The organism is Streptomyces sp. NPDC049954, assembly GCF_040656295.1.
Classification (GTDB): Bacteria; Actinomycetota; Actinomycetes; order Streptomycetales; family Streptomycetaceae; genus Streptomyces.
The window spans coordinates 147,394-173,093 of the sequence record NZ_JBFALS010000011.1 but is presented as its reverse complement, the minus strand read 5'-3'; the positions used below and the strand labels follow the sequence as shown (position 1 = coordinate 173,093).

At 70.1% G+C, this 25,700-nt stretch carries 19 protein-coding genes; 7 read left to right on the top strand and 12 right to left on the bottom strand.

What is annotated here, in order from left to right:
- Positions 1 to 117: 117 nt before the first annotated feature.
- Complete coding sequence (locus AB0J21_RS25055) at positions 118 to 1,143, top strand: LacI family DNA-binding transcriptional regulator (protein WP_363148336.1); 1,026 nt, start codon at positions 118 to 120, stop codon at positions 1,141 to 1,143.
- A gap of 83 nt (positions 1,144 to 1,226) precedes the next feature.
- Here the strand turns inward: AB0J21_RS25055 and prcA are convergent, their stop codons facing one another.
- From prcA to arc, 5 genes are all read right to left on the bottom strand, one after another.
- A complete protein-coding gene (gene prcA / locus AB0J21_RS25050; RefSeq protein ID WP_363148335.1) occupies positions 1,227 to 2,003 on the bottom strand; it encodes a proteasome subunit alpha in 777 nt (258 codons plus the stop codon).
- A gap of 44 nt (positions 2,004 to 2,047) precedes the next feature.
- The gene (prcB, locus tag AB0J21_RS25045; RefSeq protein WP_363148334.1) at positions 2,048 to 2,893 is read right to left on the bottom strand and encodes a proteasome subunit beta; all 846 of its coding nucleotides are present in this window, start codon (positions 2,891 to 2,893) and stop codon (positions 2,048 to 2,050) included.
- Positions 2,894 to 3,384: 491 nt separating this feature from the next.
- Positions 3,385 to 3,603 (bottom strand): ubiquitin-like protein Pup, encoded by a 219-nt coding sequence (locus tag AB0J21_RS25040; RefSeq protein ID WP_363148333.1) that lies wholly within the window; start codon positions 3,601 to 3,603, stop codon positions 3,385 to 3,387.
- A 132-nt stretch (positions 3,604 to 3,735) separates the two neighbouring features.
- On the bottom strand, positions 3,736 to 5,247 hold the full coding sequence (gene dop, locus AB0J21_RS25035) for a depupylase/deamidase Dop (RefSeq protein WP_363148332.1): 1,512 nt from the start codon (positions 5,245 to 5,247) through the stop codon (positions 3,736 to 3,738).
- A 235-nt stretch (positions 5,248 to 5,482) separates the two neighbouring features.
- Entirely contained in the window at positions 5,483 to 7,249 is a 1,767-nt protein-coding gene (gene arc / locus AB0J21_RS25030) for a proteasome ATPase (RefSeq protein WP_363148331.1), read from the bottom strand.
- 275 nt (positions 7,250 to 7,524) lie between these two features.
- On the opposite strand from arc, the gene AB0J21_RS25025 reads away from it, so the two are divergent.
- On the top strand, positions 7,525 to 7,845 hold the full coding sequence (locus AB0J21_RS25025) for a ferredoxin (protein WP_363148330.1): 321 nt from the start codon (positions 7,525 to 7,527) through the stop codon (positions 7,843 to 7,845).
- Positions 7,846 to 7,947: 102 nt separating this feature from the next.
- Here AB0J21_RS25025 and AB0J21_RS25020 read toward each other — a convergent pair whose 3' ends face one another.
- The 3 genes from AB0J21_RS25020 to AB0J21_RS25010 form a co-directional block, all read right to left on the bottom strand.
- Positions 7,948 to 8,562, bottom strand: coding sequence for a hypothetical protein (locus AB0J21_RS25020; protein ID WP_363148329.1), 615 nt, complete (start codon positions 8,560 to 8,562; stop codon positions 7,948 to 7,950).
- 218 nt (positions 8,563 to 8,780) lie between these two features.
- Positions 8,781 to 9,692 (bottom strand): tRNA (adenine-N1)-methyltransferase, encoded by a 912-nt coding sequence (locus AB0J21_RS25015; protein WP_363148328.1) that lies wholly within the window; start codon positions 9,690 to 9,692, stop codon positions 8,781 to 8,783.
- A gap of 73 nt (positions 9,693 to 9,765) precedes the next feature.
- The gene (locus tag AB0J21_RS25010; protein WP_363148387.1) at positions 9,766 to 11,121 is read right to left on the bottom strand and encodes a site-2 protease family protein; all 1,356 of its coding nucleotides are present in this window, start codon (positions 11,119 to 11,121) and stop codon (positions 9,766 to 9,768) included.
- A gap of 65 nt (positions 11,122 to 11,186) precedes the next feature.
- Between AB0J21_RS25010 and AB0J21_RS25005 the strand changes: the two genes are divergently transcribed.
- Positions 11,187 to 12,173 carry a PD-(D/E)XK nuclease family protein gene (locus AB0J21_RS25005; RefSeq protein ID WP_363148327.1) on the top strand — a complete coding sequence of 329 codons (987 nt, stop codon included), beginning with the start codon at positions 11,187 to 11,189 and terminating at the stop codon, positions 12,171 to 12,173.
- 80 nt (positions 12,174 to 12,253) lie between these two features.
- Positions 12,254 to 12,925 carry a response regulator transcription factor gene (locus tag AB0J21_RS25000; RefSeq protein WP_363148326.1) on the top strand — a complete coding sequence of 224 codons (672 nt, stop codon included), beginning with the start codon at positions 12,254 to 12,256 and terminating at the stop codon, positions 12,923 to 12,925.
- 85 nt (positions 12,926 to 13,010) lie between these two features.
- Here the strand turns inward: AB0J21_RS25000 and AB0J21_RS24995 are convergent, their stop codons facing one another.
- The 4 genes from AB0J21_RS24995 to metH form a co-directional block, all read right to left on the bottom strand.
- The gene (locus AB0J21_RS24995) at positions 13,011 to 14,615 is read right to left on the bottom strand and encodes an ABC transporter substrate-binding protein (protein WP_363148325.1); all 1,605 of its coding nucleotides are present in this window, start codon (positions 14,613 to 14,615) and stop codon (positions 13,011 to 13,013) included.
- A gap of 425 nt (positions 14,616 to 15,040) precedes the next feature.
- Positions 15,041 to 16,645 (bottom strand): ABC transporter substrate-binding protein, encoded by a 1,605-nt coding sequence (locus tag AB0J21_RS24990; protein WP_363148324.1) that lies wholly within the window; start codon positions 16,643 to 16,645, stop codon positions 15,041 to 15,043.
- A 539-nt stretch (positions 16,646 to 17,184) separates the two neighbouring features.
- Entirely contained in the window at positions 17,185 to 17,883 is a 699-nt protein-coding gene (locus AB0J21_RS24985) for an HAD family phosphatase (protein ID WP_363148323.1), read from the bottom strand.
- Positions 17,884 to 18,076: 193 nt separating this feature from the next.
- Positions 18,077 to 21,589, bottom strand: a complete 3,513-nt coding sequence (gene metH, locus AB0J21_RS24980; protein ID WP_363148322.1) for a methionine synthase — start codon at positions 21,587 to 21,589, stop codon at positions 18,077 to 18,079.
- A 488-nt stretch (positions 21,590 to 22,077) separates the two neighbouring features.
- Between metH and AB0J21_RS24975 the strand changes: the two genes are divergently transcribed.
- The 3 genes from AB0J21_RS24975 (at position 22,078) to glpK (ending at position 25,679) form a co-directional block, all read left to right on the top strand.
- Positions 22,078 to 22,842 carry an IclR family transcriptional regulator gene (locus tag AB0J21_RS24975; RefSeq protein ID WP_363148321.1) on the top strand — a complete coding sequence of 255 codons (765 nt, stop codon included), beginning with the start codon at positions 22,078 to 22,080 and terminating at the stop codon, positions 22,840 to 22,842.
- 403 nt (positions 22,843 to 23,245) lie between these two features.
- Entirely contained in the window at positions 23,246 to 24,052 is an 807-nt protein-coding gene (locus AB0J21_RS24970; protein ID WP_363148320.1) for an MIP/aquaporin family protein, read from the top strand.
- An 82-nt stretch (positions 24,053 to 24,134) separates the two neighbouring features.
- Positions 24,135 to 25,679, top strand: coding sequence for a glycerol kinase GlpK (gene glpK / locus AB0J21_RS24965; protein ID WP_363148319.1), 1,545 nt, complete (start codon positions 24,135 to 24,137; stop codon positions 25,677 to 25,679).
- Positions 25,680 to 25,700 lie beyond the last annotated feature (21 nt).

Below are 25,700 nucleotides of genomic sequence, written 5' to 3'. Positions count from 1 at the left end.
AAGTGTTACGTATAACTTCGCAGGTCATACGTACCATGAGCCGGGACGGCCGGTCCACCCCGCCGACCCGGACACCCCCTGGGCCACCGCCCCGTACCCGCCCTCGAAGGAAACCCCGTGCCGACCGGCTCCGCCCCCGCCCCCCGCCCCACCAGCAAGGACGTGGCCCGTGCCGCCGGGGTCTCGCAGGCCGCCGTCTCGCTCGTGCTCGGCGACAAATGGCACGGCAGAGTCGCCGAAGCCACCGCCGACCGCATCCGCGCTGCCGCGGCCGACCTCGGCTACCGCCCCAATCTCGCCGCCCGCAACCTGCGCCTGGGCCGCACCCGCACGGCGCTCCTGGTCGTCCCGGCGCTCACCAACGAGTTCTTCGCCGGCGTCTACACCGGGGCCGCCCGCCTCGCCGCCCGGCACGACTTCGGGCTCGTCCTGTACCCCTCCCCCGACGGCGTCGGCCCCGCCCGCGACCCCTTCCCCTCCGCCCGCGCCGCCCTGGACGGGGTCATCGCCTCCTCCATGGCCGCGGACGTCCTCGGCGCCATCCACGGCGACGCCCTCCCCGTCGTGATGCTCGACTCGGACCCGGACGCCCGCCCCGCGACCGCCACCGTCAACCTCGACCTCACCGACGGCATGCGTCAGATCGCCGGCCATCTCCTCGGGCTCGGCCACCGCCACTTCCTGCATCTCGCGGCCGACGTCGGCTCCTGGACCTTCCACCGCCGCGCCGAGGCCCTCGGGGACCTGCTGCGCGGCCGGCCCGGAACCACCCTCCGCACCGCCCGCGCCGCCCTGTCCGTCGAAGCCGCCCGCGCCGCCGCCGAACAGGCCCTCGACGGGCCCGCGGGCCCGCGCCCCACCGCCGTCGTCTGCGACGACGACGTCATGGCCGCCGGAGCCTGCAAGGCCGCCCGCCGCCTCGGCCTCTCCGTCCCCCACGACCTGTCCGTGACCGGTTTCGACGACCTCACCCTCGCCACCGCCCTCGACCCCGAACTCACCACCGTCTCACTGCCCGCCGAGGAGTTCGGCGCCCGCGGCATGGCCGCCCTCCTCGCCCTCCTCGACGGCACCGCCCCCGACACCGCCGCGCTCCCCGTCGCCCTCGTGCCCCGGGGCAGCACCGCCCCGCCGGCCGCCTGAACCCGGCGTTGCCGCCGCGCGCCGGGACACGAGGAAGCCCCCGGCCTCCACCACGGAGACCAGGGGCTTCACACCACGGTGCGCTACTCCTGCGAAGAACCCGGGTCCTCCGCCTCGTCACCGGTGTCCGACGCGTCCTCCGCGTCCGCACCCGAGGACGCGCCGCCCTCCAGCAGACGCGCCAGATGCGTCCCGGTGATCCGCCGGAACTTGCGCTTCTGCGGCCGCGTGCGGTCCAGCACCGCGACCTCCAGGCGCTCCGCCGGGATCTCCCGCTCGCTGCCGTTCGCATCCCGCGCGAGGGCCTGCACCGCGAGTTCGAGCGCCTCGGCCAGCGTCATCCCCTCCCGATGCCGCTGATCGAGATAGGTGCTGATCTGCTCGGAACTGCCGCCCACCGCGACCGAGCCGTGCTCGTCGACGATCGAACCGTCATGCGGCAGCCGGTAGATCTGATCGCCCTCGGGGGTCTCCCCGACCTCCGCGACCACCAGCTCCACCTCGTACGGCTTCTCCGCCGCACTTGAGAAGATCGTGCCGAGCGTCTGTGCGTAGACGTTGGCCAGCCCACGCGCCGTCACGTCGTCGCGGTCGTAGGTGTAACCCCGCAGATCCGCGTAACGGACCCCGCCGATCCGCAGGTTCTCGTACTCGTTGTACTTCCCGGCGGCCGCGAAGCCGATCCGGTCGTAGATCTCGCTGAACTTGTGCAGGGCACGGGACGGGTTCTCACCGACGAACACGATGCCGTCGGCGAACTGGAGCACCACGAGGCTCCGGCCACGGGCGATGCCTTTGCGGGCGTACTCCGCCCGGTCGGCCATCGCCTGCTGAGGTGAGACGTAGAACGGCGTGGACACCGGCTAACCGTCCCTTTCTGTCGAGGAAGAGTGCATGGCGGGGCTCAGAGGATCTCGGCCCGCGGGCCGTCGGGCTGCTCCATACGGCGCTCGTGGATCTGCCGGACGATCTCCGAGGACTCCGTCTCGGCCAGCCGCCGGAAACCCTCGTCCGTGATGACCGTGATGATCGGGTAGATCCGGCGCGCGAGATCCGGCCCGCCGGTCGCCGAGTCGTCGTCGGCCGCGTCGTACAGGGCCTGCGCGACCAGCGTCGTCGCCTGTTGCTCCGTCAGGCCGTTGCGGTACAGCTTCTTGAGCGCGCCCCGCGCGAAGACCGAGCCGGAGCCGGTGGCCGCGTACCCGTGCTCCTCGGAACGGCCGCCGGTGACGTCGTACGAGAAGATGCGCCCCTTGGAACGGTCCACGTCGAAGCCGGCGAACAGGGGCACCACGGCCAGGCCCTGCATGGCCATCCCCAGGTTGCCCCGGATCATCGTGGACAGACGGTTCGCCTTTCCCTCCAGGGAGAGCTGCGCCCCCTCGACCTTCTCGAAGTGCTCCAGTTCCAGCTGGAAGAGCTTCACCATCTCCACGGCCAGACCCGCGGTGCCGGCGATGCCGACCGCCGAGTACTCGTCGGCCGGGAAGACCTTCTCGATGTCGCGCTGCGCGATGACGTTCCCCATCGTCGCGCGCCGGTCACCGGCGAGGACGACACCACCCTCGAAGGTCAGCGCGACGATCGTCGTGCCGTGCGGCGCCTCGAGAGCGCCCTGGACCACCGGCAGCTGACGGTTGCCCGGCAGGATCTCGGGCTGGTGCTCGGACAGGAAGTCCATGAACGAGGAGGAACCGGGGGTCAGGAAGGCAGCTGGTAGACGCCCGGTGCTACGAGTGTTGGCTTCCACGGGTTTCCCTCCAGATAAGCGGCTGCCCGACGAACGGTGTCGGGATCGCTCCCAACGTGCCGATGGCCGAATTGCAGTTGAAGCACGGTATACGTGACGGACCCTACCCGTCTTGGGGCAGTGATCCACGTGGACCGCAGGACGAGAGAGAAAAGAGAGAAAGATGCGGCGGACACCGGCCGGGGAGGCGGTCAGCCGTTCCGTGTCCGGCCGGCCGGAGCCCTGCTCGCGGCGGGGACGGCTTCCCCACTTCCGCCCGGCTCGGCCGGTTCGCACCGGGGGCCGCGCTCATGCCCGCGCGGTACGGGAATTTTGTCCCGTACCGCGCGGCCCCGGCGGCCCGGCGCTCGCGGCGGTACTCGGCTGAGCACCTCCGGCAGTACGCCCGCGGGCCGTCGGGGGTTGGCCTGTCGGCAGCGAATATCGCCTGATCCAGGGTCCGCTTGCATCCCGTGCATCGCTCCACTTGATGCAGTTCGGACATTCCTGGACTACTCGCCGCCCTTTTGGACGAATGACCGAACGAAGTCCTCCGCGTTCTCCTCGAGGACGTCGTCGATCTCGTCCAGGACCGAGTCGACGTCGTCGCTCAGTTTCTCCTGGCGCTCCTTGAGGTCCTCGGAAGCCTGGGCGTCCTGCGCCTGCTCCTCGACCTCCTCGGTGGAACGCGTCGCCTTCTGCTGTCCGCCGTCGGTGTCCTTGGTCGCCATCTACCTCACCCCGCTCGGTTCGCCCCGCTCGATGTGACTTACAAGATCAGACCCTACAAGCGGGACCGGGAATCGGCCCCGTGGTTCGTCAACGTAGGGGGACCCTCCGATGTTTCCCCTTCCCGGCCCCTTTCAGCCGCCGGAGAGCACACGAACCAGGTCCTCGGCCGTCCGGCACCGGTCCAGCAGTTCCTTCACGTGGGCCCGTGTACCACGCAGGGGTTCCAGGGTCGGCACCCGCTGGAGCGAGTCCTGGCCGGGCAGATCGAAGATCACCGAGTCCCAGGAGGCGGCGGCCACATCGTCCGCGTACTGTTCGAGGCAGCGTCCGCGGAAGTACGCGCGCGTATCCTCGGGCGGGCCCAGGACCGCCCGGGAGACCTCGTCCTCGGTCAGGATGCGCTCCATGCGGCCCCGCTCGACGAGCCGGTTGTAGAGGCCCTTGTCGGGCCGTACGTCGGCGTACTGGAGGTCGACGAGATGCAGTCGGGCGGCGTCCCAGTCCACGCCGTCCCGGCGCCGGTAGCCCTCCATGAGTTCCCGCTTCGCGACCCAGTCCAGTTCGCGCGAGAGGCTCATGGGGTCGCGCTCCAGCCGGTTGAGGGTGTCCTCCCAGCGCAGCAGCACGTCCTTGGTTTGTTCGTCGGCATCGCTGCCGTAGCGCTCGTCCACGTACTTGCGGGCCAGCTCGAAGTACTCCATCTGGAGCTGCACGGCGGTGAGGGTGCGGCCGCTGCGCAGGGTGACGAGGTACTGCAGGCCCGGGTCGTGCGAGACCTCGTGCAGGGTGCGCACCGGCTGGTCGACGGCGAGGTCGACGGCGATGAAGCCGTCCTCGATCATCGCGAGGACCAGGGAGGTGGTGCCGAGCTTGAGGTAGGTGGAGATCTCCGAGAGGTTGGCGTCCCCGATGATGACGTGCAGGCGGCGGTACTTCTCCGCGTCGGAGTGCGGTTCGTCGCGGGTGTTGATGATGGGCCGTTTGAGCGTCGTCTCCAGGCCGACCTCGACCTCGAAGTAGTCGGCCCGCTGGCTGAGCTGGAAGCCGTGCTCACGGCCGTCCTGCCCGATGCCGACCCGTCCCGCGCCGGTGACGACCTGGCGGGAGATGAAGAACGGCGTGAGGTGGCGGACGATGTCCGAGAACGGGGTGTCCCGGCTCATCAGGTAGTTCTCGTGGGTGCCGTAGGAGGCGCCCTTGTTGTCGGTGTTGTTCTTGTACAGGTGGATGGGGTGGGAGCCGGGCACCTCGGCGGCGCGCTGGGCGGCCTCGGCCATGATGCGTTCGCCGGCCTTGTCCCACAGCACGGCGTCCCGGGGGTTGGTGATCTCCGGGGAGCTGTACTCGGGGTGGGCGTGGTCCACGTAGAGACGGGCGCCGTTGGTGAGGATGACGTTGGCGAGGCCGATGTCCTCGTCGGTGAGCTGGCTGGAGTCGGCGCTCTCGCGGGCGAGGTCGAAGCCCCGTGCGTCCCGCAGCGGATTCTCCTCCTCGAAGTCCCAGCGGGCCCGCCTGGCCCGGTGCATCGCCGCGGCGTAGGCGTTGACGATCTGGGACGAGGTGAGCATGGCATTGGCGTTCGGGTGGCCGGGGACGGAGATCCCGTACTCCGTCTCGATGCCCATTACTCGCCGTACGGTCATGCGGCCCTCCTTGCCCGGCGCCTTCCCCGGCCGGGGAGGGCGCTCAAGTACCGCTCGTGTTCCGGTGCGCGTGCGGTGCGCGTCCCCGCGCCGCGCTGCTCGGTGGTACCGCAGAGCCTAGAACGCCTGTGCGCTGGTGGGGAGATCATTGCCGTCTTTGCTCCACTCGGGCCTCTTTCGGTAAAGCAGGAGGCTGCGGGGGCCCGTGTGGGAGCCCCGCAGCCTCCTGTGCGCTTTACAGGTACTGCCCGGTGTTCGCCACTGTGTCGATGGAGCGGCCGGTGTCCGCGCCTTGCTTTCCGGTGACGAGGGTGCGGATGTAGACGATCCGCTCCCCCTTCTTTCCGGAGATGCGGGCCCAGTCGTCCGGGTTGGTGGTGTTGGGCAGGTCCTCGTTCTCCTTGAACTCGTCCACGCAGGCCTGGAGGAGATGGGAGACGCGCAGCCCCTTCTGGTTCTGCTCCAGGAATGCCTTGATGGCCATTTTCTTGGCGCGGCCGACGATGTTCTCGATCATGGCGCCGGAGTTGAAGTCCTTGAAATAGAGGACTTCCTTGTCGCCGTTGGCGTACGTGACTTCGAGGAAGCGGTTCTCCTCGGATTCGGCGTACATCTGCTCGACGACGGACTGGATCATTCCGGAAACCGTGGCGGCACGGTCGCTGCCGTGTTCCACGAGGTCGTCGCCGTGCAGCGGAAGGCGGGAGGTGAGGTATTTCGCGAAGATGTCCTTGGCCGCTTCGGCGTCGGGACGTTCGATCTTGATCTTCACGTCGAGCCGGCCGGGGCGCAGGATGGCCGGGTCGATCATGTCCTCGCGGTTGGAGGCGCCGATGACGATGACGTTCTCCAGGCCCTCCACGCCGTCGATCTCGGCGAGCAGCTGGGGGACGATGGTGTTCTCCACGTCCGAGCTGACGCCGGAGCCACGAGTGCGGAAGAGGGATTCCATCTCGTCGAAGAAGACGATGACGGGGGTGCCCTCGCTCGCCTTCTCGCGGGCTCGCTGGAAGACGAGGCGGATGTGCCGCTCGGTCTCACCGACGTACTTGTTGAGGAGCTCGGGACCCTTGATGTTGAGGAAGTAGCTCTTGCCCGCGGCCTGTCCGGTGACTTCTGCCACCTTCTTGGCCAGGGAGTTGGCCACGGCCTTGGCGATGAGCGTCTTTCCGCAGCCGGGGGGCCCGTAGAGCAGGACGCCCTTGGGCGGGCGCAGCTCGTGCTCCTTGAAGAGGTCCGGATAGAGGTAGGGCAGTTCGACCGCGTCGCGGATCAGCTCGATCTGGTTGCCCAGGCCACCGATCTGCTCGTAGCCGATGTCCGGGACCTCTTCGAGGACGAGTTCCTCGACCTCGCTCTTGGGGACGACTTCGTAGACGTACCCGGAGCGGGGTTCGAGGAGCAGTGCGTCGCCGGCCCGGATGGTGACGTCGAGGAGCGGTTCGGCGAGGCGGACCACTCGTTCTTCGTCGGTGTGCCCGACGACCAGGGCGCGTTCGCCGTCCTCAAGGATTTCCTTGAGGGTGACGATGTCCCCGGCACGCTCGAACTGCATGGCCTCGACCACGTTGAGCGCTTCGTTGAGCATGACTTCCTGGCCGCGTTTCAGCTCGGCGGTGTCGATGCCGGGGCTGACGTTGACGCGGAGTTTGCGCCCGCCGGTGAAGATGTCGACGGTCTCGTCCTCGTTCGCCGCGAGGAAGACACCGAATCCGGCGGGGGGCTGTGCGAGGCGGTCCACTTCTTCTTTGAGGGCCACGATTTGGTCGCGGGCCTCGCGAAGGGTGTTCGCCAGTCGTTCGTTCTGTGCGGACACACCGGCCAAGTTGGTCTGAAGTTCGACGATCCGATCTTCAAGAATCCTCGTATGACGCGGAGAGTCGGCGAGCTTGCGCCGCAGGACGGCGATCTCCTGCTCAAGATAGGCGACCTGGGCGGCCGGGTCCTCGGACCCTCGGCCCGGTCGGATGCCGCGGTTCATGTCGTCGTCGTGGGCTGCCACGGTCCTCACCTCCTCCAAGGGGAGCTGGACGCTTCCAGACCCTACCTGGACGGGTGTCGATTGAAACCCCTAGATCAAAAAGACCGTGGGGTGTGTCCGATCTTCACCCTTGCGCTCTCCCTCTCCCGTGGGGAATACCCACCCATCATGATTCGAAAGCGGCCGGTTGTATCGTCGAGGTGTTCAACACCCGTCAGCGCTGGCCGGACTTGGTTCCGGCGGTGGAGGTACCACTAGGTGGGCGGGCCGCTCGACGCAGGAACGGCAGGGAAGAGATGACCGTGCGGCAGGAGGCCGGGTCCGGCACCGGGGAGCATGATCCGCTGGAGGTCTGGATCGACCAGGATCTGTGTACGGGCGACGGGATCTGCGTGCAGTACGCGCCTGAGGTCTTCGAGCTGGACATCGACGGTCTGGCGTATGTGAAGAGCGCGGACGACGAGTTGTTGCAGGAGCCGGGGGCGGTGACCCGGGTCCCGTTGCCCTTGTTGCGCGATGTGACGGACTCGGCGAAGGAGTGCCCGGGCGAGTGCATCCACGTGCGGCGGGTCGCGGACCGGGTGGAGGTGTTCGGCCCGCAGGCGGAGGCGTCCTGAGGGGCCACGCCGTCACGGGGTACGACGGAGGGCCGGGTTTCGCGTTGCGGCGGAACCCGGCCCTCCGTCGTACCTGTGCTGCGGCGGACCGAACAGGTGGGGTCAGACGGTGTGGGCGGTGTCGGTCTCGCCCGCGGAGCGCAGGAAGGTCCCGCTCCGCCAGTTCCAGTGGGTCCTGTCCTTGACGTCCGGGCAGCAGCGCGGGATGTCGAGGGTGGAGTAGCCGAGGAGGGTGGCGGCGACGGTCCTGCCGTCGATGCGCAGGTCCTCGACGGCGCGCTGCTCCTTGGGGTCCAGGAGAGTCGCGACGACGCGGGGCGCGGCGTTCCCGGCGGAGGTGCGGGTGAGGACGTAGACGCCGTTCGGGGGGCTGCCCGAACCCGCCGGGCACTGGACGACGGCGACGGTCTCCGGGGTGCCGTCCCCGTCGAGGTCCCCTTCGGCGCGGTCGGTGACGCGGGGCTTCGCGGACTGTTCGCCGGGGGGCGCCGGGCAGTCGAGCGGGTAGTCGGCGCGGTCCGGGTCGGGGGCGGGGACCGGGCGGGCGGCGGGCGCGTGCGAGGGGGCGGGGCGGGGGTGTCTCGCGGTGGCGCTCGCGGCGTCGGGCTGGAGGAACGAGGAGAGGGCGACGACGGCGGCGAGGGCCGCGGCGGTGGCCACCCAGTGCACGGGGCTGGTGCGGGTGTGGGCGAGTTCCGGGACGGCGGAGTGCTGCACGAGGGCGTTTCTCCCGTAAGGGCTGTGCCGGTGGAGTGGGTGGCATGGTGTCACATGTCACAGAGTCCGGAAACAGTGGGGTCCGCGGAGAAGGGGGTGGGGCGGCGGATGCGACGGCGCCCGCTCCCCCGGGGGCCGTGGACGGCGGGCCGGGGTGCGGGCGCGGTGCGGTGCCGCGGTGGTACGCGGTGCGGTGTCGTGCGGGTGGGCGGCGCGGCTCAGTCGCGGCCGGCGGGGGTTCCGCCGCCCGCGTTGGGGCCGTCGTAGTCGTCGCCGTAGGCGCCCTTGGCGGGGCGGCGGCGGCGCATGGGGGGTTCGACTCCGTCGGCCAGGCGGCGGGCGGTGACGAGGAATCCGGTGTGGCCGATCATGCGGTGGTCGGGGCGGACGGCGAGGCCCTCCACGTGCCAGTTGCGGACCATGGATTCCCAGGGCTGGGGTTCGGCGAAGCAGCCGATCTCGCGGATCGCCTCGACGGTGCGGCTGAGCTGCGTGGTGGTGGCCACGTAGCAGCACAGGATGCCGCCGGGGACGAGGGCCTTGGAGACGCCGTCGAGGCATTCCCAGGGGGCGAGCATGTCGAGGACGACGCGGTCGACGTCGGTGTCGCTGATGTTGTCCTGGAGGTCGCCGACGGTGAGCTGCCACGCGGGGTGCGGGCCGCCGAAGTAGCGCTCCACGTTGCCGCGGGCGATCTCGGCGAAGTCCTCGCGGCGCTCGTAGCTGTGCAGCATGCCCTGGTCGCCGATGGCGCGCAGCAGGAAGGCGCTGAGCGAGCCGGAGCCGACTCCCGCCTCGACGACGCGGGCGCCGGCGAAGATGTCGGCGAAGGACAGGATCTGTCCCGCGTCCTTCGGGTAGACCACGGCGGCGCCGCGGGGCATGGACAGGACGTAGTCGGGGAGCAGGGGGCGCAGCGCCAGGTAGGCGACGTTTCCCGTGGTACGGACAACGCTTCCCTCGGGGGCGCCGATCAGCTCGTCGTGCGGGAAGGAACCCTTGTGGGTGTGGAAGTTCTTCCCTGCTTCGAGCGTGAAGGTGTAGTGGCGGCCTTTGGGATCGGTGAGCTGGACCTGGTCCCCGACCTTGAAGGGCCCACGTCGGCGGGCGGCACCGGTCGGTTCGGACATGGCGCAAGCCTACCTGTCGCCCGGAGGGCCGCGGACCAGCGGTGGGCCGGGGGCGAGGGGGCGGGCCGGTGGCTCAGCTGGGGCGGGCCATGGCCTTGACGAAGGCGCGCTCGACGTCGGCGGCGGAGAGCACGCCGTAGATCTCCCCGGTGTCCTCGACGACGAGGTACTCGCTGGCGGGGGTGGCGCGGAGGGTGTCGAGGAGGGGCTCTCCGGCGAGGTCGGCGGGGACCCGCATGCCGTCGGTGAGGTCCTGGGCGAGGGTGCTGACGGCGACCCAGGGACGACGGTGTTCGGGGACGGTGACGATGGCGCTCTCGCGGACGATGCCGTGGGGGGTGCCGTGGGTGTCGACGAGGACCAGGGCGCGGGCTCCGGCTTCGTTGGCGCGGCGCAGGGCCTCGGAGAGGGGGGTGGCGCCCTCGACGGGGACGGCGCGGCGGGTGAGGGTGCGGGCGCGCAGTTCGGGGAGGTGTTCGCGCAGCCGCGCCATGCGGAGGCTGTTGCCGGCGCCGGTCCAGATGATCGCGGCGAGGATGGCGGCGAGCAGGGCGTCGAAGACGGTGTCCATGCCGCCGGTGTTCTCGGGGGCCTCGCCGAGGACGTCGGTCTGGGTGAGCAGGGGGAGGCCGATGAGGACGGCGACGGCGAGGGCGCGGCCGACCCAGGCGGCGGCGACGGTGCCGCTCATGGGGGTGCCGGTGATTTTCCAGACGACGGCGCGGAGCATGCGGCCGCCGTCGAGGGGGAGGCCGGGCAGGAGGTTGAAGACGGCGACGATGAGGTTGGAGATCATGAGCCCGGCGAGGAGGACGCCGGGGACGGTGCCGGGTTCGACGAGGTAGACGGTGCCGTAGAAGACGGCGGCGAGGACGAGGGAGAGGAGGGGGCCGACGAAGGCGAGGACGAATTCGCGGCCGGGGGTCTCGCTCTCCTTCTCGATCTCGGAGACGCCGCCGAAGAACTGGAGCTGGATGCGGCGTACGGGGAGGCCGAAGCGGAGGGCGGCGACGGTGTGGGCGAGTTCGTGGACGAGGACGGAGGCGTAGAAGGCGAGGGCGAAGAAGAGGGAGACGAGGTAGCGGACGGCGCCGAGTTCGGGCAGGACGCGGTCGAGCTGTCCGCCGAAGACCCAGGTGATGAGGGCGGCGACGAGGAACCAGCTGGGGGCGACGTAGACGGGGACGCCGAAGGGACGGCCGACGAGGATGCCGCTGCCGGGTTCTCGGGGTTTGCGGGGCGGGCGGCTGCCGGGCGGGGCGGGGGGCCTGGTGTCCTGGTCGCGCGGGGCTCCTTCGCGGGGGCCTTCGCCGGAGTGCGGCTGCCCGCTGTCGCCGCGTTCGTCCACGGTGAGTCGATCCCCTCGTTGGAGCGTCTTCCTCGCGCTGGATGGGCCGTGGTGGCCGGGGCGCTGACCACGATCATGCAGGGCGAGGGGGTCTGCGTCGATGGTATGCGCCTGCTTGTCGGTGGCGGGTCGTAGGGTCTGTCGTCATGGACAGCAGTGCGGTGGAGTCGGTGGACGGTACGGGGGCGGCGGTGACCGGGGGGTCCTCGGGTGCGCGGGGGCCGGAGGGTTCCGCGGGGGCGCGGCCCGCGGCGCCCCCTTCCTCGCTGTCGCCGTCTCGGGCGAGTGACTTCATGCAGTGTCCTCTGCTGTACCGGTTCCGGGTGATCGACCGGTTGCCGGAGCGGCCGAGTGAGGCGGCGACGCGGGGGACGCTGGTGCACGCCGTGCTGGAGCGCCTTTTCGATGTCCCGGCGGCGGAGCGGACGGCGCCGCGGGCGCGGGCGCTGGTGCCGGGCCAGTGGGATCGTCTGCGGCAGGCGCGTCCGGAGCTGGCGGAGCTGTTCGCGGACGCGGCCGCGCAGGACGGCGCGCAAGCGGACGCGTCGGCGCCGGTGGCTTCCGGGGAGTCTTCCGGAGCTTCCGGGGCGGAGCGGCTGGAGCGGTGGCTGGGTGAGGCGGAGCGGCTCGTGGAGCGGTGGTTCTCGCTGGAGGACCCGACGCGTCTGGAGCCGGCCGAGCGGGAGCTGTTCGTGGAGGCGGAGCTGGAGTCGGGGTTGCGGCTGCGCGGGATCATCGACCGGGTGGACGTCGCGCCCACGGGCGAGGTGCGGATCGTCGACTACAAGACGGGGAAGGCGCCGCGTCCGCAGTTCGCGGAGGGCGCTCTGTTCCAGATGAAGTTCTACGCGCTGGTGGTGTGGCGTCTGAAGGGGGTCCTGCCGCGCCGGCTTCAGCTGGTGTACCTGGGCAGTGGTGAGGTGCGGACCTACGATCCGGTGGTCGAGGACCTGGAGCGGGTGGAGCGGAAGCTGCACGCCCTGTGGGCGGCGATCGAGGAGGCGACGGCCTCGGGTGACTGGCGGCCGCGGCCGACGAAGTTGTGCGGCTGGTGCGACCACCGTGCGGTGTGCCCGGAGTTCGGCGGGACTCCCCCGCCGTATCCGCTGCCGGTGCGGGTGGCCGCTTCCTGAGGTGCGGCAGGGCGACGGGCGGCCGGGGCGGCCCGGGGGCGGCAGGGCAGAATGGCCCGGGACGAGCGAAGGAGACTCACGTGGCGATTCGTGTCCTACTGGTCGATGACCAGCCGCTGTTGCGCACCGGCTTCCGCATGATCCTGGAGGCGGAGCAGGACGTCGCGGTCGTGGGTGAGGCCGGTGACGGGGTGCAGGCGCTGGACCAGGTGCGGGCGCTGCAGCCGGACGTGGTGCTGATGGACATCCGGATGCCGCGGATGGACGGGGTGGAGGCGACGCGGCAGATCACCGGGGAGGGCCGGGACGGTCCGGCGAAGGTGCTGGTGCTGACGACCTTCGATCTCGACGAGTACGTGGTGGAGGCGCTGCGGGCGGGGGCGAGCGGTTTCCTGCTGAAGGACGCACCGGCGCACGAGCTGGTGCAGGCGATCCGGGTGGTGGCCGCGGGTGAGGCGATGCTGGCACCGAGCATCACGCGGCGTCTGCTGGACAAGTACGCGGAGCATCTGCCCTCGGGCGAGGAGGCGGCGCCGGACACGCTGCACACGCTGACGGAGCGGGAGATGGACGTGCTGAAGCTGGTGGCGCGCGGCCTGTCGAACGCGGAGATCGCGGCGGACCTGTTCGTGAGCGAGACGACGGTGAAGACGCACGTCGGTCATGTGCTGACGAAGCTGGGGCTGCGGGACCGGGTGCAGGCGGCGGTGTACGCGTACGAGAGCGGTCTGGTGCGGCCCGGGGCGCAGTGAGCCTGCTTCGCGGTGAGACGGCGACGGCCGTCCGCCTCCCCCGGACGGGGTGAGGCGGACGGCCGTCGCTCGTGCGGTCGGGGGGTCAGCCGCCGACGCCGCGGCCCAGCTCCCAGAGCTGGAGGATCGAGGAGGTGCTGAGCGCCCATTCGGCGCCGGTGATGTCGTCGCGGGTGGCGACGTACTGCTTTCCCTGCCACAGCGGGAGGTAGGGCACGTCGTCGGCGACAATGTCCTGGATCTTCTCCAGGCTGTCGGCGTTGGCGCCGAGGCGGTCGGCCTCGCGCCGGGAGTCGGGCAGCAGTTTCTTGACGATGGTGTCGTTGTTGTAGGGCGAGTTGGGGAAGTTGGGGATGTCGAGGAAGGGCGCGACGAAGTTGTCGGGGTCGGGGAAGTCGGGGAACCAGCCCATCCCGTAGGCCTTGTACTTGCCCGCGATCTCGTCGGTGCGGAAGACGTCCCAGGGGGCGCTCTTGACGTCGGCCTGGAAGAGGCCGCTGTCGTTGAGCTGCTTCTCCAGGACGGCGAACTCGCCCTTGGTGCGGGGCCCGTAGTGGTCGGTCGTGTAGTGCAGGGTGAGCTTGACGGGGGTGCTGATCCCGGCGTCCGTGAGGATCTTGCGGGCCTTGTCGACGCTGGGGGCGCCGTAGAGGTTGAAGAACGAGTTGGTGTGCCCCGCGATCCGGGCCGGCACGAGGGAGTACAGCGGTTCGGCGGAGGTCCCGTAGACCTGGGTGACTATCTGGCCGCGGTCGACGAGCTGGGCGATGGCCCTGCGTACGGGCTTGGTGACGGCGGCGTCGTCGGTGTCGAAGGCGAGATAGCGGATCTCCAGGCCGGGCATCTCCGTGATGTTGACGTGCTCCGGCGGCTTGCTCTGGAGGTCCTCGGTCTGCTTGGTCGACAGGCCCTTGGCGATCACGTCGATGGTGCCGTCGGTGAGGGCGTCGCCCATCTTCTCCGGGTCCGTGAAGGGCCGCAGTTCGACCTTGTCGTTCTCCAGCTTCAGCCCGCCCTTGTAGTTCGGGTTGCGGCTGAAGACGGCCTTCGTGAGGACCTGGCCCTTGGTCTCCGCCTTGAGGGTGTAGGGGCCCGATCCGTCCAGCGCGAAGCCGGTGCGCAGCTTCCTGGGCGGGTACAGCTTGGGGTTGACGGCCGCCGCGGTGGGCGTGGCGAGCTTGTAGGGGAAGGTCGCGTCCGGGGCCTTCAGGAGGAACACGATCTCGCGGGCACTGGGGGTCTGGATGGTCTGGATGTTGGTCAGCAGACCCCGGACACCGCTGTCCGCCTTGATGTTGACGACCCGTTGGATCGAGTACTTGAACTCTTTGGACGTGATGGGGTCGCCGTCGGCGAACTTGAGCCCGTCGCGCAGCTTGCACACGTAGCGCTGCATCCCGGAGTCGGTGAACGAGCACTCCTGGGCCGCCTCGGCCTCGGGTTCGCCGCCGCCGCGCGGGATGCGCATGAGGGACTGGACGGTCTGCCGCAACAGGTTCCAGGAGCCGATGTCGTAGGCGTAGGCGGGGTCGAAGGGAGCGGGCACCTTCTTGGTGACGGTGAAGACGTCACCGGTCCCGACGATGATCGGCTTGTTGTCGCTGTCACCACTGCCGAGGCCACCGCAGCCTGCGAGCACGGGTGCGAGCAGGCCGATGACGGACGGCAGCACCCAAGTCTTGCGGTTCATGCTGGTAGTTCTCCAGAGCTGTCGATCCCGAGCGTCCGGCAGGCATGGGGGGAGGGGGCCGCCAGGAGCTGCGTTGAGAGGTCACGCCGTGGTCCTCGCGTCGAAGGTTAGTGCGCGAGGTCACGGGGCTCTGGACGATGGGGAGTCGGCTGCTCATCACGGAGGGAGACCGGAGTGCGGCGGGGCGTCGCGGGCCCGGGGGAAGGTTTCTGGCACCGCTTCATGAAACGGGACACATGGACGTTCCCGGGAACGCCGAAGCGGCGGTGCCTGCACAGGCACCGCCGACTGTCGACACCATGACGCGTGAGATTCTTCACACGATATACGGGTGTGCGGACCGGGAACCGAGACCGAGTGGTGCGATGCGGTCCCCCGCGGGGAGCGGGGCCGCCGGCGCGGACGCCGGGCGGACCTCGCGGCCGTCAGCCGCTGACGCCCCGCCCCAGCTCCCACAACTGCAGGTCGGTCGAGGTGCTGAGGGACCATTCGGCGCCGGTGATGTCGTCGCGGGCGCCGACGTACTGCTTGCCCTGCCACATCGGGACGACGGGGACGTCGTCGGCGACGAGGTCCTGGATCTTCTCCAGGTCGGCGGTGGCGTCCGCCCGGTCCGAGGCGCGGCGCGAGCGCGGGATGAGGGTGTTGCGGATCTCGCCGTTGTTGTACGGCGAGGCGAGGAAGTTGTCCTTGTCGAGGAAGGGCGCCACATAGTTGTCGGCGTCGGGGAAGTCGGGGGCCCAGGCCATCGCGTAGGCCGCGTACTTGCCCTTCTGGCCGTCGGTGCGGTACTTGGTCCAGGAGGCGACGTCCTTGAGGGTCACGTCGAACAGCCCGCTGCTGTTGAGCTGCTTCTGGATCAGCTCGTACTCCTGCTTGTTGGCGGGGCCGTAGTGCTCCTCGGAGTAGTACATGTCGAACTTCACCGGGGTGCTGACGCCGGCCTTCTCCAGGATGGCCCTGGCCTTGGCCACGTCGGGGTCGCCGTACTTGTTGAAGAAGGAGTTGGTGTGCCCGGAGATGGAGGCGGGCACGAGGGAGTACAGCGGCTCGGCGGTGGGGGCGTACACCTTGCTGGCTATCTCGCCCCGGTCGATGACCTGGGAGACGGCCTGGCGCACCGGCTTGTTCGTCACCGGGTTGGCGGTGTCGAAGATGATGTAGTGCGTCTCCAGGCCCTGCATCTCCAGGAACTGCACGTGCTCGGGCGGGTCGTCGGTGAACTGCTGGACCTGCTTGGGGTCGAACTTCCCGTTGATGACGTCGACGTCGCCGCGCACCAGGGCTTTACCCATGGCCTGCGCGGACGCGAACGGCTTGAGCTCGACCTTGTCGTTCTTGACGGTGAGGCTGCCCTTGTACTTCGGGTTGCGCGTGAAGACGACCTTGGTCATCGCGTCGCCCTTGGTCTCGGCCTTCATGGTGTAGGGGCCGGAGCCGTCGAGCACGAAGCCGTTGCGCAGCTTCTTCGGGTCGTAGAACTTGCGCTCCACGATGCCGGCGGCGGGCGTGGCCAGCTTGTAGGGCAGGGTCGCGTCGGCGCTGCTGAGACGGAAGGTGATCGTCTTGTCGTTGGGCGTCTCCATCGACTTGATCCCGGCGAGCAGACCGACCACACCGCTGTCGCTCTCGATGTCGAGGGAGCGCTGGATCGAGTACTCGACGTCCTTCGAGGTGATCGCGGTGCCGTCGGGGAACTGGAGCCCGTCGCGCATCTGGCAGGTGTAGACCAGCCCGCCGCCGCCTTCGAACTTGCAGCTCTTGGCCGCGTCCGGCTCCGGTTCGCCGCCGCCCTTGGGGACGCGCACGAGGGACTGCACGGTCTGGCGCAGGACGTTCCACAGGGAGGCGTCGTAGGCGTAGGCCGGGTCGAGGGGGGCCGGGACGTCGGCGTTCTTCTCGTAGGCGTCGGTCGTCCCGACGACGATCGGCTTGCCACCGCCGCCACCACTGTCGGAGCCGCCGCAGCCGGCGAGCACGGGAGCGAGTATGCCGACGGTCACCGGCAGTACCCAGGTCTTGCGGTTCATGCTCGTAGTTCTCCAGAGCTGTCGATCCCGGCCACCCGGCAGGCAGAGGCTGGCCGGCCCGGTTGTGCGAGAAGTAACGCCAAAGTTTCCCGCGTTGAGATTAATGGGCCGCGCAGCCGGTTCTTCCGCGGGCCCGGGGGCGCCCGGACCGAGGGGGCATCACGCAGAGACACGGACGGTGAGCGGATCGATTCGCGGGGGCGGTGCGTTTTCGGTCAATGGATCAGCAAATCGGGATACAAAGGCGCCGCGAAGCGCACCGGTTATCGGACAGAGGCACAGAGCGTATCGACTGTCGAGCTGCGGGCAGCGTGATAAAGCTCACCTCATAGCGGTCGAATCAGGGCAATGCGTGAAGCTTTTCGGCCGCTCCTTGCCGCAGTCCGGAAGGGGAACGGCGCGCGGAACGCTCGCGTCCGCATTCCGGTACGACGTCCCGGAGCGCGGACACGGCACACGACTGTTCCGACCCCGGCCGCGGCGAAGAGGCCGCGGCCGGGGTCGGAACAGGGTGACCGGAAGGGTCGGTACCGGGGCTGTCAGCCCGTCAGGAGGCCCCGCAGGAAGCGCAGGTCGACGTGTTCCAGGCTGGGGACGACGGTGCGGCGCGGGGCCATCGCGATGGGTGCCACCGAGGGCACCGCGACGACGAGGCAGCCGGCCGCCTCGGCGGAGGCCACCCCGGTCGCGGTGTCCTCGATGACCGCGCAGCGGGCCGGGTCCACGCCGAGCCGGGCCGCCGCCAGCAGGTACGGGTCGGGGTGCGGCTTCGTGCGCTCGACCTCGTCACCGGCGATCGTGTGGGCGAAGTGGTGGGCCCCGAGGGAGAGCAGCGCGCGGTCGATGATGCGGCGGTGGGAGGCCGAGACGAGGGCGGTGGGGATCGCCTGGGCGTGCAGTTCGGCGAGCAGCCGGGCCGCTCCCGGCATGAGCGGCAGCCGGTCGGCGATCCGCTCCTCGAAGGCGTCGTTGAGCAGGACGCTCAACTCGGCGAGCTCGATCGCCGCGCCGGTGGCCTGGATGAGGTAGCCGGCGCTGCGGCTCATCGGCCCGCCGACCACGATGTCGCGCCATGCCTCGTCGAGGCGGTGCCCGAGCCGCGCGAAGACCTGGACCTCGGCCTCCCACCAGAAGCCCTCGGTGTCGAGCAGGGTGCCGTCCATGTCCAGCAGGACGGCGTGCAGACCGGGAGCGGACTCCCTCGTGAGGGTGCCGGGCGGGGGAACGGTGCTGGTCATCCGGCGTACCTCCGGTATCGGCGGTCAGGGCCGATCAGTGTACGTCGGGAAAGGGTGCGATGCCTGTCGAATAGGACACCACCGTGGCGCTGTGCGCGCACGCGGGTACGGCGCCGCACGAGCGGTCCGCAGGCGCGGCCGGTCCGGTCGGGGGCCGACCGGACCGGCCGCGGGGTGCGCCGCCCTCGTGTTCCTACCGCGCGTTGAAGTACTTCGCCTCGGGGTGGTGGATGACGATGGCGTCGGTGGACTGCTCGGGGTGGAGCTGGAACTCCTCGGAGAGTTCGACGCCGATGCGCTCGGGACGCAGCAGGTCCGCGATCTTGGCGCGGTCCTCCAGGTTGGGGCAGGCGCCGTAGCCGAGGGAGAAGCGGGCGCCGCGGTACTTGAGGGCGAACATGTCCTCGACGTCGGCGGGGTCCTCCCCCGCGAAGCCGAGTTCGGAGCGGACCCGGGCGTGCCAGTACTCGGCGAGGGCCTCGGCGAGCTGGACGGACAGCCCGTGCAGTTCGAGGTAGTCGCGGTAGGCGTTGGCCTCGAAGAGTTCGGCGGTCGCCCCGCCGATGCGCGAGCCGACGGTGACGACCTGGAGGCCGACGACGTCGGTCTCACCGGACTCCTCGGGGCGGAAGTAGTCGGCCAGGCACAGGCGCCGGCCGCGGCGCTGGCGGGGGAAGGTGAAGCGGGTGCGCTCGGAGCCGTCCTCGCCGAGGATGATGAGGTCCTCGCCCTTGGAGACGCAGGGGAAGTAGCCGTAGACGACGGCGGCTTCCAGGAGGTTGTCGCGCTGGAGCCGGTCGAGCCAGCCGCGCAGCCTGGGACGGCCCTCGCTCTCCACCAGTTCCTCGTAGTCGGGCCCGTCGCCGGTGCGCGCCTGCTTGAGGCCCCACTGGCCCTTGAACAGGGCGCCCTCGTCCAGCCAGGAGGCGTACTCCTTCTGCTGGATGCCCTTGATGACGCGGGTGCCCCAGAACGGCGGGGTGGGTACGGGATTGTCGACGGCGACGTCGGAGCGGGCCGGCAGGTCCTCCTCGACCGGTTCCGCGAGGACGCTCGCGGCGGGCCGTACCCGGCGCTGCTTCAGCTCGGGCAGCGCGGCCCCGGGGACTCCGCGCTTGACGCCGATGAGGGCGTCCATGAGGCGCAGTCCCTCGAAGGCGTCGCGGGCGTAGCGGACCTCGCCCTCGTAGATCTCGTGGAGGTCCTGCTCCACGTAGGCCCGGGTGAGGGCGGCGCCGCCGAGGATGACGGGGTAGTCGGCGGCCATCTTGCGCTGGTTGAGCTCCTGGAGGTTCTCCTTCATGATCACGGTGGACTTGACGAGGAGTCCGGACATGCCGATGACGTCGGCCCGGTGTTCCCTGGCCGCGTCGAGGATCGCGGAGACGGGCTGCTTGATGCCGAGGTTGACGACGTTGTAGCCGTTGTTCGACAGGATGATGTCGACGAGGTTCTTGCCGATGTCGTGGACGTCGCCGCGCACCGTGGCGAGCACGATGGTGCCCTTGCCCTCGGCGTCCGACTTCTCCATGTGCGGTTCCAGATGGGCGACCGCGGTCTTCATGACCTCGGCGGACTGGAGCACGAAGGGCAGCTGCATCTGCCCGGAGCCGAAGAGTTCACCGACGACCTTCATGCCCTCCAGCAGGGTCTCGTTGACGATGTCGAGGGCGGGACGTTCCTGGAGGGCGGCGTCGAGGTCGGCCTCCAGGCCGTTCTTCTCGCCGTCGATGATGCGGCGCTCCAGCCGCTCGTTCAGCGGCAGGGCGGCCAGCTCCTCGGCCTTGCCGGCCTTGAGGGACTTGGTCGTGGCGCCCTCGAACAGCTCCATGAGCTTCTGGAGCGGGTCGTAGCCCTCGGCACGGCGGTCGTAGATCAGGTCGAGGGCGGTGGCGACCTGTTCCTCCTCCAGGCGGGCGATCGGCAGGATCTTGCTGGCGTGCACGATCGCGGAGTCCAGGCCCGCCTTGACGCACTCGTCGAGGAACACCGAGTTGAGCACGACGCGGGCGGCCGGGTTGAGGCCGAAGGAGATGTTGGACAGGCCGAGGGTGGTCTGCACCTCGGGGTGGCGGCGCTTGAGCTCCCTGATCGCCTCGATCGTGGCGATGCCGTCCTTGCGGGACTCCTCCTGACCGGTGCAGATGGTGAAGGTCAGGCAGTCGATGAGGATGTCGCACTCGTGGATGCCCCAGACGCCGGTGAGGTCGGCGATCAGGCGCTCGGCGACGGCGACCTTGTGCGCGACGGTGCGGGCCTGGCCCTCCTCGTCGATGGTCAGCGCGATGAGCGCGGCGCCGTGCTCGGCGGCCAGCCGGGTGACCTTGGTGAAGCGGGACTCGGGGCCGTCGCCGTCCTCGTAGTTGACGGAGTTGATGACCGCGCGGCCGCCCAGGTGCTCAAGGCCCGCCTCCAGGACGGGCAGTTCGGTGGAGTCCAGGACGATCGGCAGGGTCGAGGCGGTCGCGAAGCGCCCCGCCAGTTCCCTCATGTCGGCGACCCCGTCCCGTCCCACGTAGTCGACGCACAGGTCGAGCATGTGCGCGCCCTCGCGGATCTGCTCGCGGGCCATCTCGACACAGTCGTCCCAGCGGCCCTCCAGCATGGCCTCACGGAACTTCTTCGAACCGTTGGCGTTGGTGCGCTCGCCGATCGCCAGGTACGCGGTGTCCTGACGGAAGGGGACGGTCTGGTAGAGGGAGGAGGCGCCGGGCTCGGGGTGCGGGGTGCGCTCGGGCGGGGTCATGTCCCGCACGCGCTCGACGACCTGGCGCAGGTGCTCGGGGGTGGAGCCGCAGCAGCCGCCGACCAGGGACAGCCCGTAGTCGCGGACGAAGTTCTCCTGCGCGTCGGCCATCTCGGGCGCGGTGAGCGGGAAGTGCGCGCCGTCCTTGGTGAGGACGGGCAGACCGGCGTTGGGCATACACATCAGCGGGATGCGGGAGTGCCGGGCGAGGTAGCGCAGGTGCTCGTTCATCTCGGCGGGCCCGGTCGAGCAGTTGAGGCCGATGAGGTCGACGCCGAGGGGTTCGAGGGCGGTGAGCGCGGCGCCGATCTCGGAGCCGAGCAGCATGGTGCCGGTGGTCTCGAAGGCGAGGGAGCAGATCAGGGGGACCTCGGCGCCCAGGGCCTCCATCGCGCGGCGGGCGCCGAGCAGGGCGGCCTTGGTCTGCAGCAGGTCCTGGGTGGTCTCGACGATCAGCGCGTCGGCGCCGCCGGAGATCAGGCCCTCGGCGTTGCGCTGGAAGCCGTCGCGCAGCGGGGCGTAGGGCAGGTGACCGAGGGTGGGGAGCTTGGTCCCGGGCCCCATCGAGCCGAGCACCCACCGCTGACGGCCGTCGGCGGCGCCGAACTCGTCGGCGACCTCGCGGGCGATACGCGCTCCGGCCTCGGACAGCTCGTGGATGCGCTCGGGGATGTCGTACTCGCCCAGGGCCGAGTGGTTGGCCCCGAAGGTGTTGGTCTCCACGCAGTCCACACCGACCGAGAAGTACTCCTCGTGCACGGAGCGCACGATGTCGGGGCGGGTGACGTTCAGGATCTCGTTGCAGCCCTCAAGGTCCTGGAAGTCCTCCAGGGTCGGGTCCTGGGCCTGGAGCATCGTGCCCATCGCCCCGTCGGCCACCACCACCCGGGAGGCGAGCGCCTCGCGCAGGGCGGCGGTACGGGTGCGGCTGTCAGCGGAAGGGGTAGGCGACGAGGCCATGGGTCTGCTCCCTGGAGTGCGACGGCTGTCGGCTTTGCGCCGCCCGTCCGGGCGGCGCACCGGGCCAGCGTAACCGGGAGGCGCTCCGGGACGCCGTAGCGTCCCAGCGTGCGGACGTCCGCGGCTTCGTTTCACGCCCGCCGCGCGGACGGCGACGCTCCCGGCGGGACGACGGGCGCCGGGCCGGGCACGGGTGTCGGCGCGGGTGGGAGCGGGCGCGGCGGCCTCGTACTTGGCCTCCGGACCGACCGGACGCGGGCGGGGCAGGCCGGACGGGGCGGGGCCGGCCGGGCGTGGGTTTTCGGCCCGAATGCTCGCGATGGGGTGACACGCCCTTCGGCATTGACCAATACTGTTCAGCATCGCCGAACGGGTGAAGGTCCTGGGACCGGTTCGGCGGCGGGCCCCGGGGAACCGTCCGTGCGGGATCATGGGCGCGGGCGGGCCGAGGGCGGCACGGCTCACTCGACACGAAGAAAGGCCGGGCGATGGCGAAGAACATCCAGTCGCTGGAACGGGCCGCGGCCATGCTGCGGCTCCTGGCGGGCGGGGAGCGGCGGCTGGGGCTGTCGGACATCGCGGCGACGCTGGGGCTGGCCAAGGGCACCGCGCACGGCATTCTGCGCACCCTCCAGTCCGAGGGCTTCGTCGAGCAGGACCCCGCCTCGGGCCGCTACCAGCTCGGCGCGGAGCTGCTGCGCCTGGGCAACAGCTACCTGGACGTGCACGAGCTGCGGGCGCGGGCCCTGGTGTGGACCGACGACCTGGCCCGCTCCAGCGGGGAGAGCGTGCACCTGGGCGTGCTGCACCTGCGGGGGGTGCTGATCGTCCACCACGTCTTCCGGCCCGACGACAGCCGTCAGGTGCTGGAGGTGGGGGCGATGCAGCCGCTGCACTCGACCGGTCTGGGGAAGGTGCTGTGCGCGTACGACCCGGTGGCGCACAGCGAGGCACTGGAGAGCGAGCGCAAGCAGTTCACCCCGCGCACCGTCGTCGAGCCGGCCGCGTTCGAGGAGGTCCTCGGCCTGGTGCGGGCCCGCGGCTGGGCCGCCGACCTGGAGGAGACGTGGGAGGGCGTGACCTCGGTGGCCGCTCCGATCCACGACCGCAGGGGGCTGCCGGTGGGGGCGATAGCCGTGACCGGCGCGGTGGAGCGGCTGTGCCCGTCCGGTGAGCTGCGCCCCGAGCTGGTCGCCGCCGTCCGCGACTGCGCGCGGGCGGTCTCGCGCGACCTGGGGGCCAGCCGGTTCTGAGTGCCCGGGAGAACCGGGCGCCGGCGGGCAGAGGGCGTGGCCGCGGGCCGCGCCCTGTCGCGTGCGCGCGACCAGGTGTGCGTCCTCGTTCCCGGGGAACCGTTCCGACCTGCGGCTTCGTACGGTCGGCGGCGCCCGGGTCGCGGGGCGGTGTGCGGGGAAACACACTGAGGGGGTCGCGGCGTCCGTGATCCGCTCCGCCAAAGGCTTGACGGGCACTCCCGGGAGGAGAAAACTTCCGGTCACCGGTCGGCATTGTCGAACGCTTAACGGAAAACAGCGTTAGGGTGGCGACAGTGCCACGGGCCGGCTAATTCGTTCGCCCCCTCTCATTGGAGGCTGCGAGCCACCCGAGGGCAAGGGTGGGTCGTCATCCCCTGGACGAAGGACAAAGGAGTCGCGGGTGTCCAGCTCCGATATTTTCTTCGGCGAGACCATAGGTACCGCCGTACTGGTCCTCCTCGGTGGCGGTGTGTGCGCCGCCATCACTTTCAAGCGTTCCAAGGCCTTCGAGGCCGGCTGGGTCGCCATCGCGTTCGGCTGGGGCTTCGCGGTCCTCACCGGCGCCTATCTGGCGTCCGGGCCCTCAGGTGCGCACCTCAACCCCGCCGTGACCCTCGGTCTCGCCATTCAGGGCGGCACCAAGTGGAGCGACGTGCCGCTCTACATGGGCTCGCAGCTGCTGGGCGCGATGATCGGCGCGGTCCTCGTGTGGCTCGCCTACTACGGGCAGTTCAAGGACCACCTGAGCGACCCCGAGATCGTCGGTCCGCCGAACCCCGGCAAGGACCTCGGCGACGAGGGACTGGTCGACGTGGACGAGGCCCCGAAGGCCGGTCCCGTGCTCGGCGTGTTCTCGACCGGCCCGGAGATCCGGAACATGGTCCAGAACGTCATGACGGAGATCATCGCGACCTTCGTCCTGGTCATCGCGATCCTGACGCAGGGCCTCAACGACGACGGCAACGGCCTGGGCACGCTGGGCGTGCTCATCACCGCCCTCGTCGTGGTCGGCATCGGCCTGTCGCTCGGCGGGCCCACGGGCTACGCGATCAACCCGGTACGTGACCTCGGTCCGCGCATCATCCACGCGGTACTGCCGCTGAAGAACAAGGGCGGCTCCGACTGGACGTACGCCTGGGTGCCGATCGTCGGCCCGCTGATCGGCGCCGCCGCCGCGGGCGGTCTGTACCGGCTCTGCTTCGCCTGAGGGCGCGGCCGCCCCACCGGCGGCGGCTTCCCGGGACCGGGCCGACGCGACCCGGCCGTCACGACTTTTCCAGGAGCGCACAGTGAGCAACACGACCAGCAGCCACGGCAGCGGACCGTTCATCGCCGCGATCGACCAGGGCACGACCTCCAGCCGCTGCATCGTCTTCGACAGCGACGGACGCATCGTCGCCGTCGACCAGAAGGAGCACGAGCAGTTCTTCCCGAAGCCCGGCTGGGTCGAGCACGACGCCGCCGAGATCTGGACCAACGTCCAGGAAGTGGTGGCCGGCGCCATCCGCAAGGCCGGCATCACGAAGAACGACGTCAAGGCGATCGGCATCACCAACCAGCGCGAGACGACCCTGGTGTGGGACAAGGCGACGGGCGAGCCCGTGCACCACGCCATCGTCTGGCAGGACACGCGTACCGACGCGCTCTGCAAGGAGCTGGGCCGCAACGTCGGCCAGGACCGCTTCCGCCGCGAGACGGGGCTGCCGCTGTCCTCGTACTTCGCCGGCCCCAAGGTCCGCTGGCTGCTCGACAACGTCGACGGTCTCCAGGAGCGCGCCGACCGCGGCGAGCTGCTGTTCGGCACGATGGACTCGTGGGTCATCTGGAACCTGACCGGCGGCGCGCGGGGCGGAGTGCACGTCACCGACGTGACCAACGCCTCCAGGACGCTGCTGATGAACCTGCGCGAGCTGACGTGGAACGACAAGATCTGCGCCTCCATCGGCGTGCCGATGAACATGCTGCCGGAGATCCGTTCCTCCGCCGAGGTGTACGGCGAGGTGACCGGCGGCCCGCTCGGCGACCTGCTCGGCGGGGTCCCGGTGGCCTCGGCGCTGGGCGACCAGCAGGCCGCGCTGTTCGGGCAGACCTGCTTCGCCGAGGGCGAGGCCAAGTCCACGTACGGCACCGGCACCTTCATGCTGATCAACACCGGCGAGAAGGCGATCAACTCCTACAGCGGTCTGCTGACCACGGTCGGCTACCGCATCGGCGACAAGCCCCCGGTGTTCGCGCTGGAGGGCTCGATCGCCGTGACCGGTTCCCTCGTGCAGTGGATGCGCGACCAGATGGGGATCATCAACTCGGCCGCCGAGATCGAGACGCTGGCCTCCTCCGTGGACGACAACGGGGGCGCCTACTTCGTCCCGGCCTTCTCCGGCCTGTTCGCGCCCTACTGGCGGCCCGACGCGCGCGGAGTCATCACCGGGCTCACCCGGTACGTCACCAAGGCGCACATCGCCCGCGCCGTCCTGGAGGCCACCGCGTGGCAGACCCGGGAGATCGCGGACGCCATGACCAAGGACTCCGGGGTCGAGCTGACCGCCCTCAAGGTGGACGGCGGCATGACCTCGAACAACCTGCTCATGCAGACCCTCGCGGACGTCCTGGACGCACCGGTGGTGCGGCCGATGGTCGCCGAGACGACCTGTCTGGGGGCCGCGTACGCCGCGGGCCTCGCGGTCGGCTTCTGGCCGGACACCGAGACGCTGCGCGCCAACTGGCGCCGCGCCGCCGAGTGGACACCGCACATGGACGACGAGGTCCGTGACCGTGAGTACAAGAACTGGCTGAAGGCCGTTCAGCGCACGATGGGCTGGCTGGACGAGAGCTGAGCCAGCGGCCTCAACAGTTGA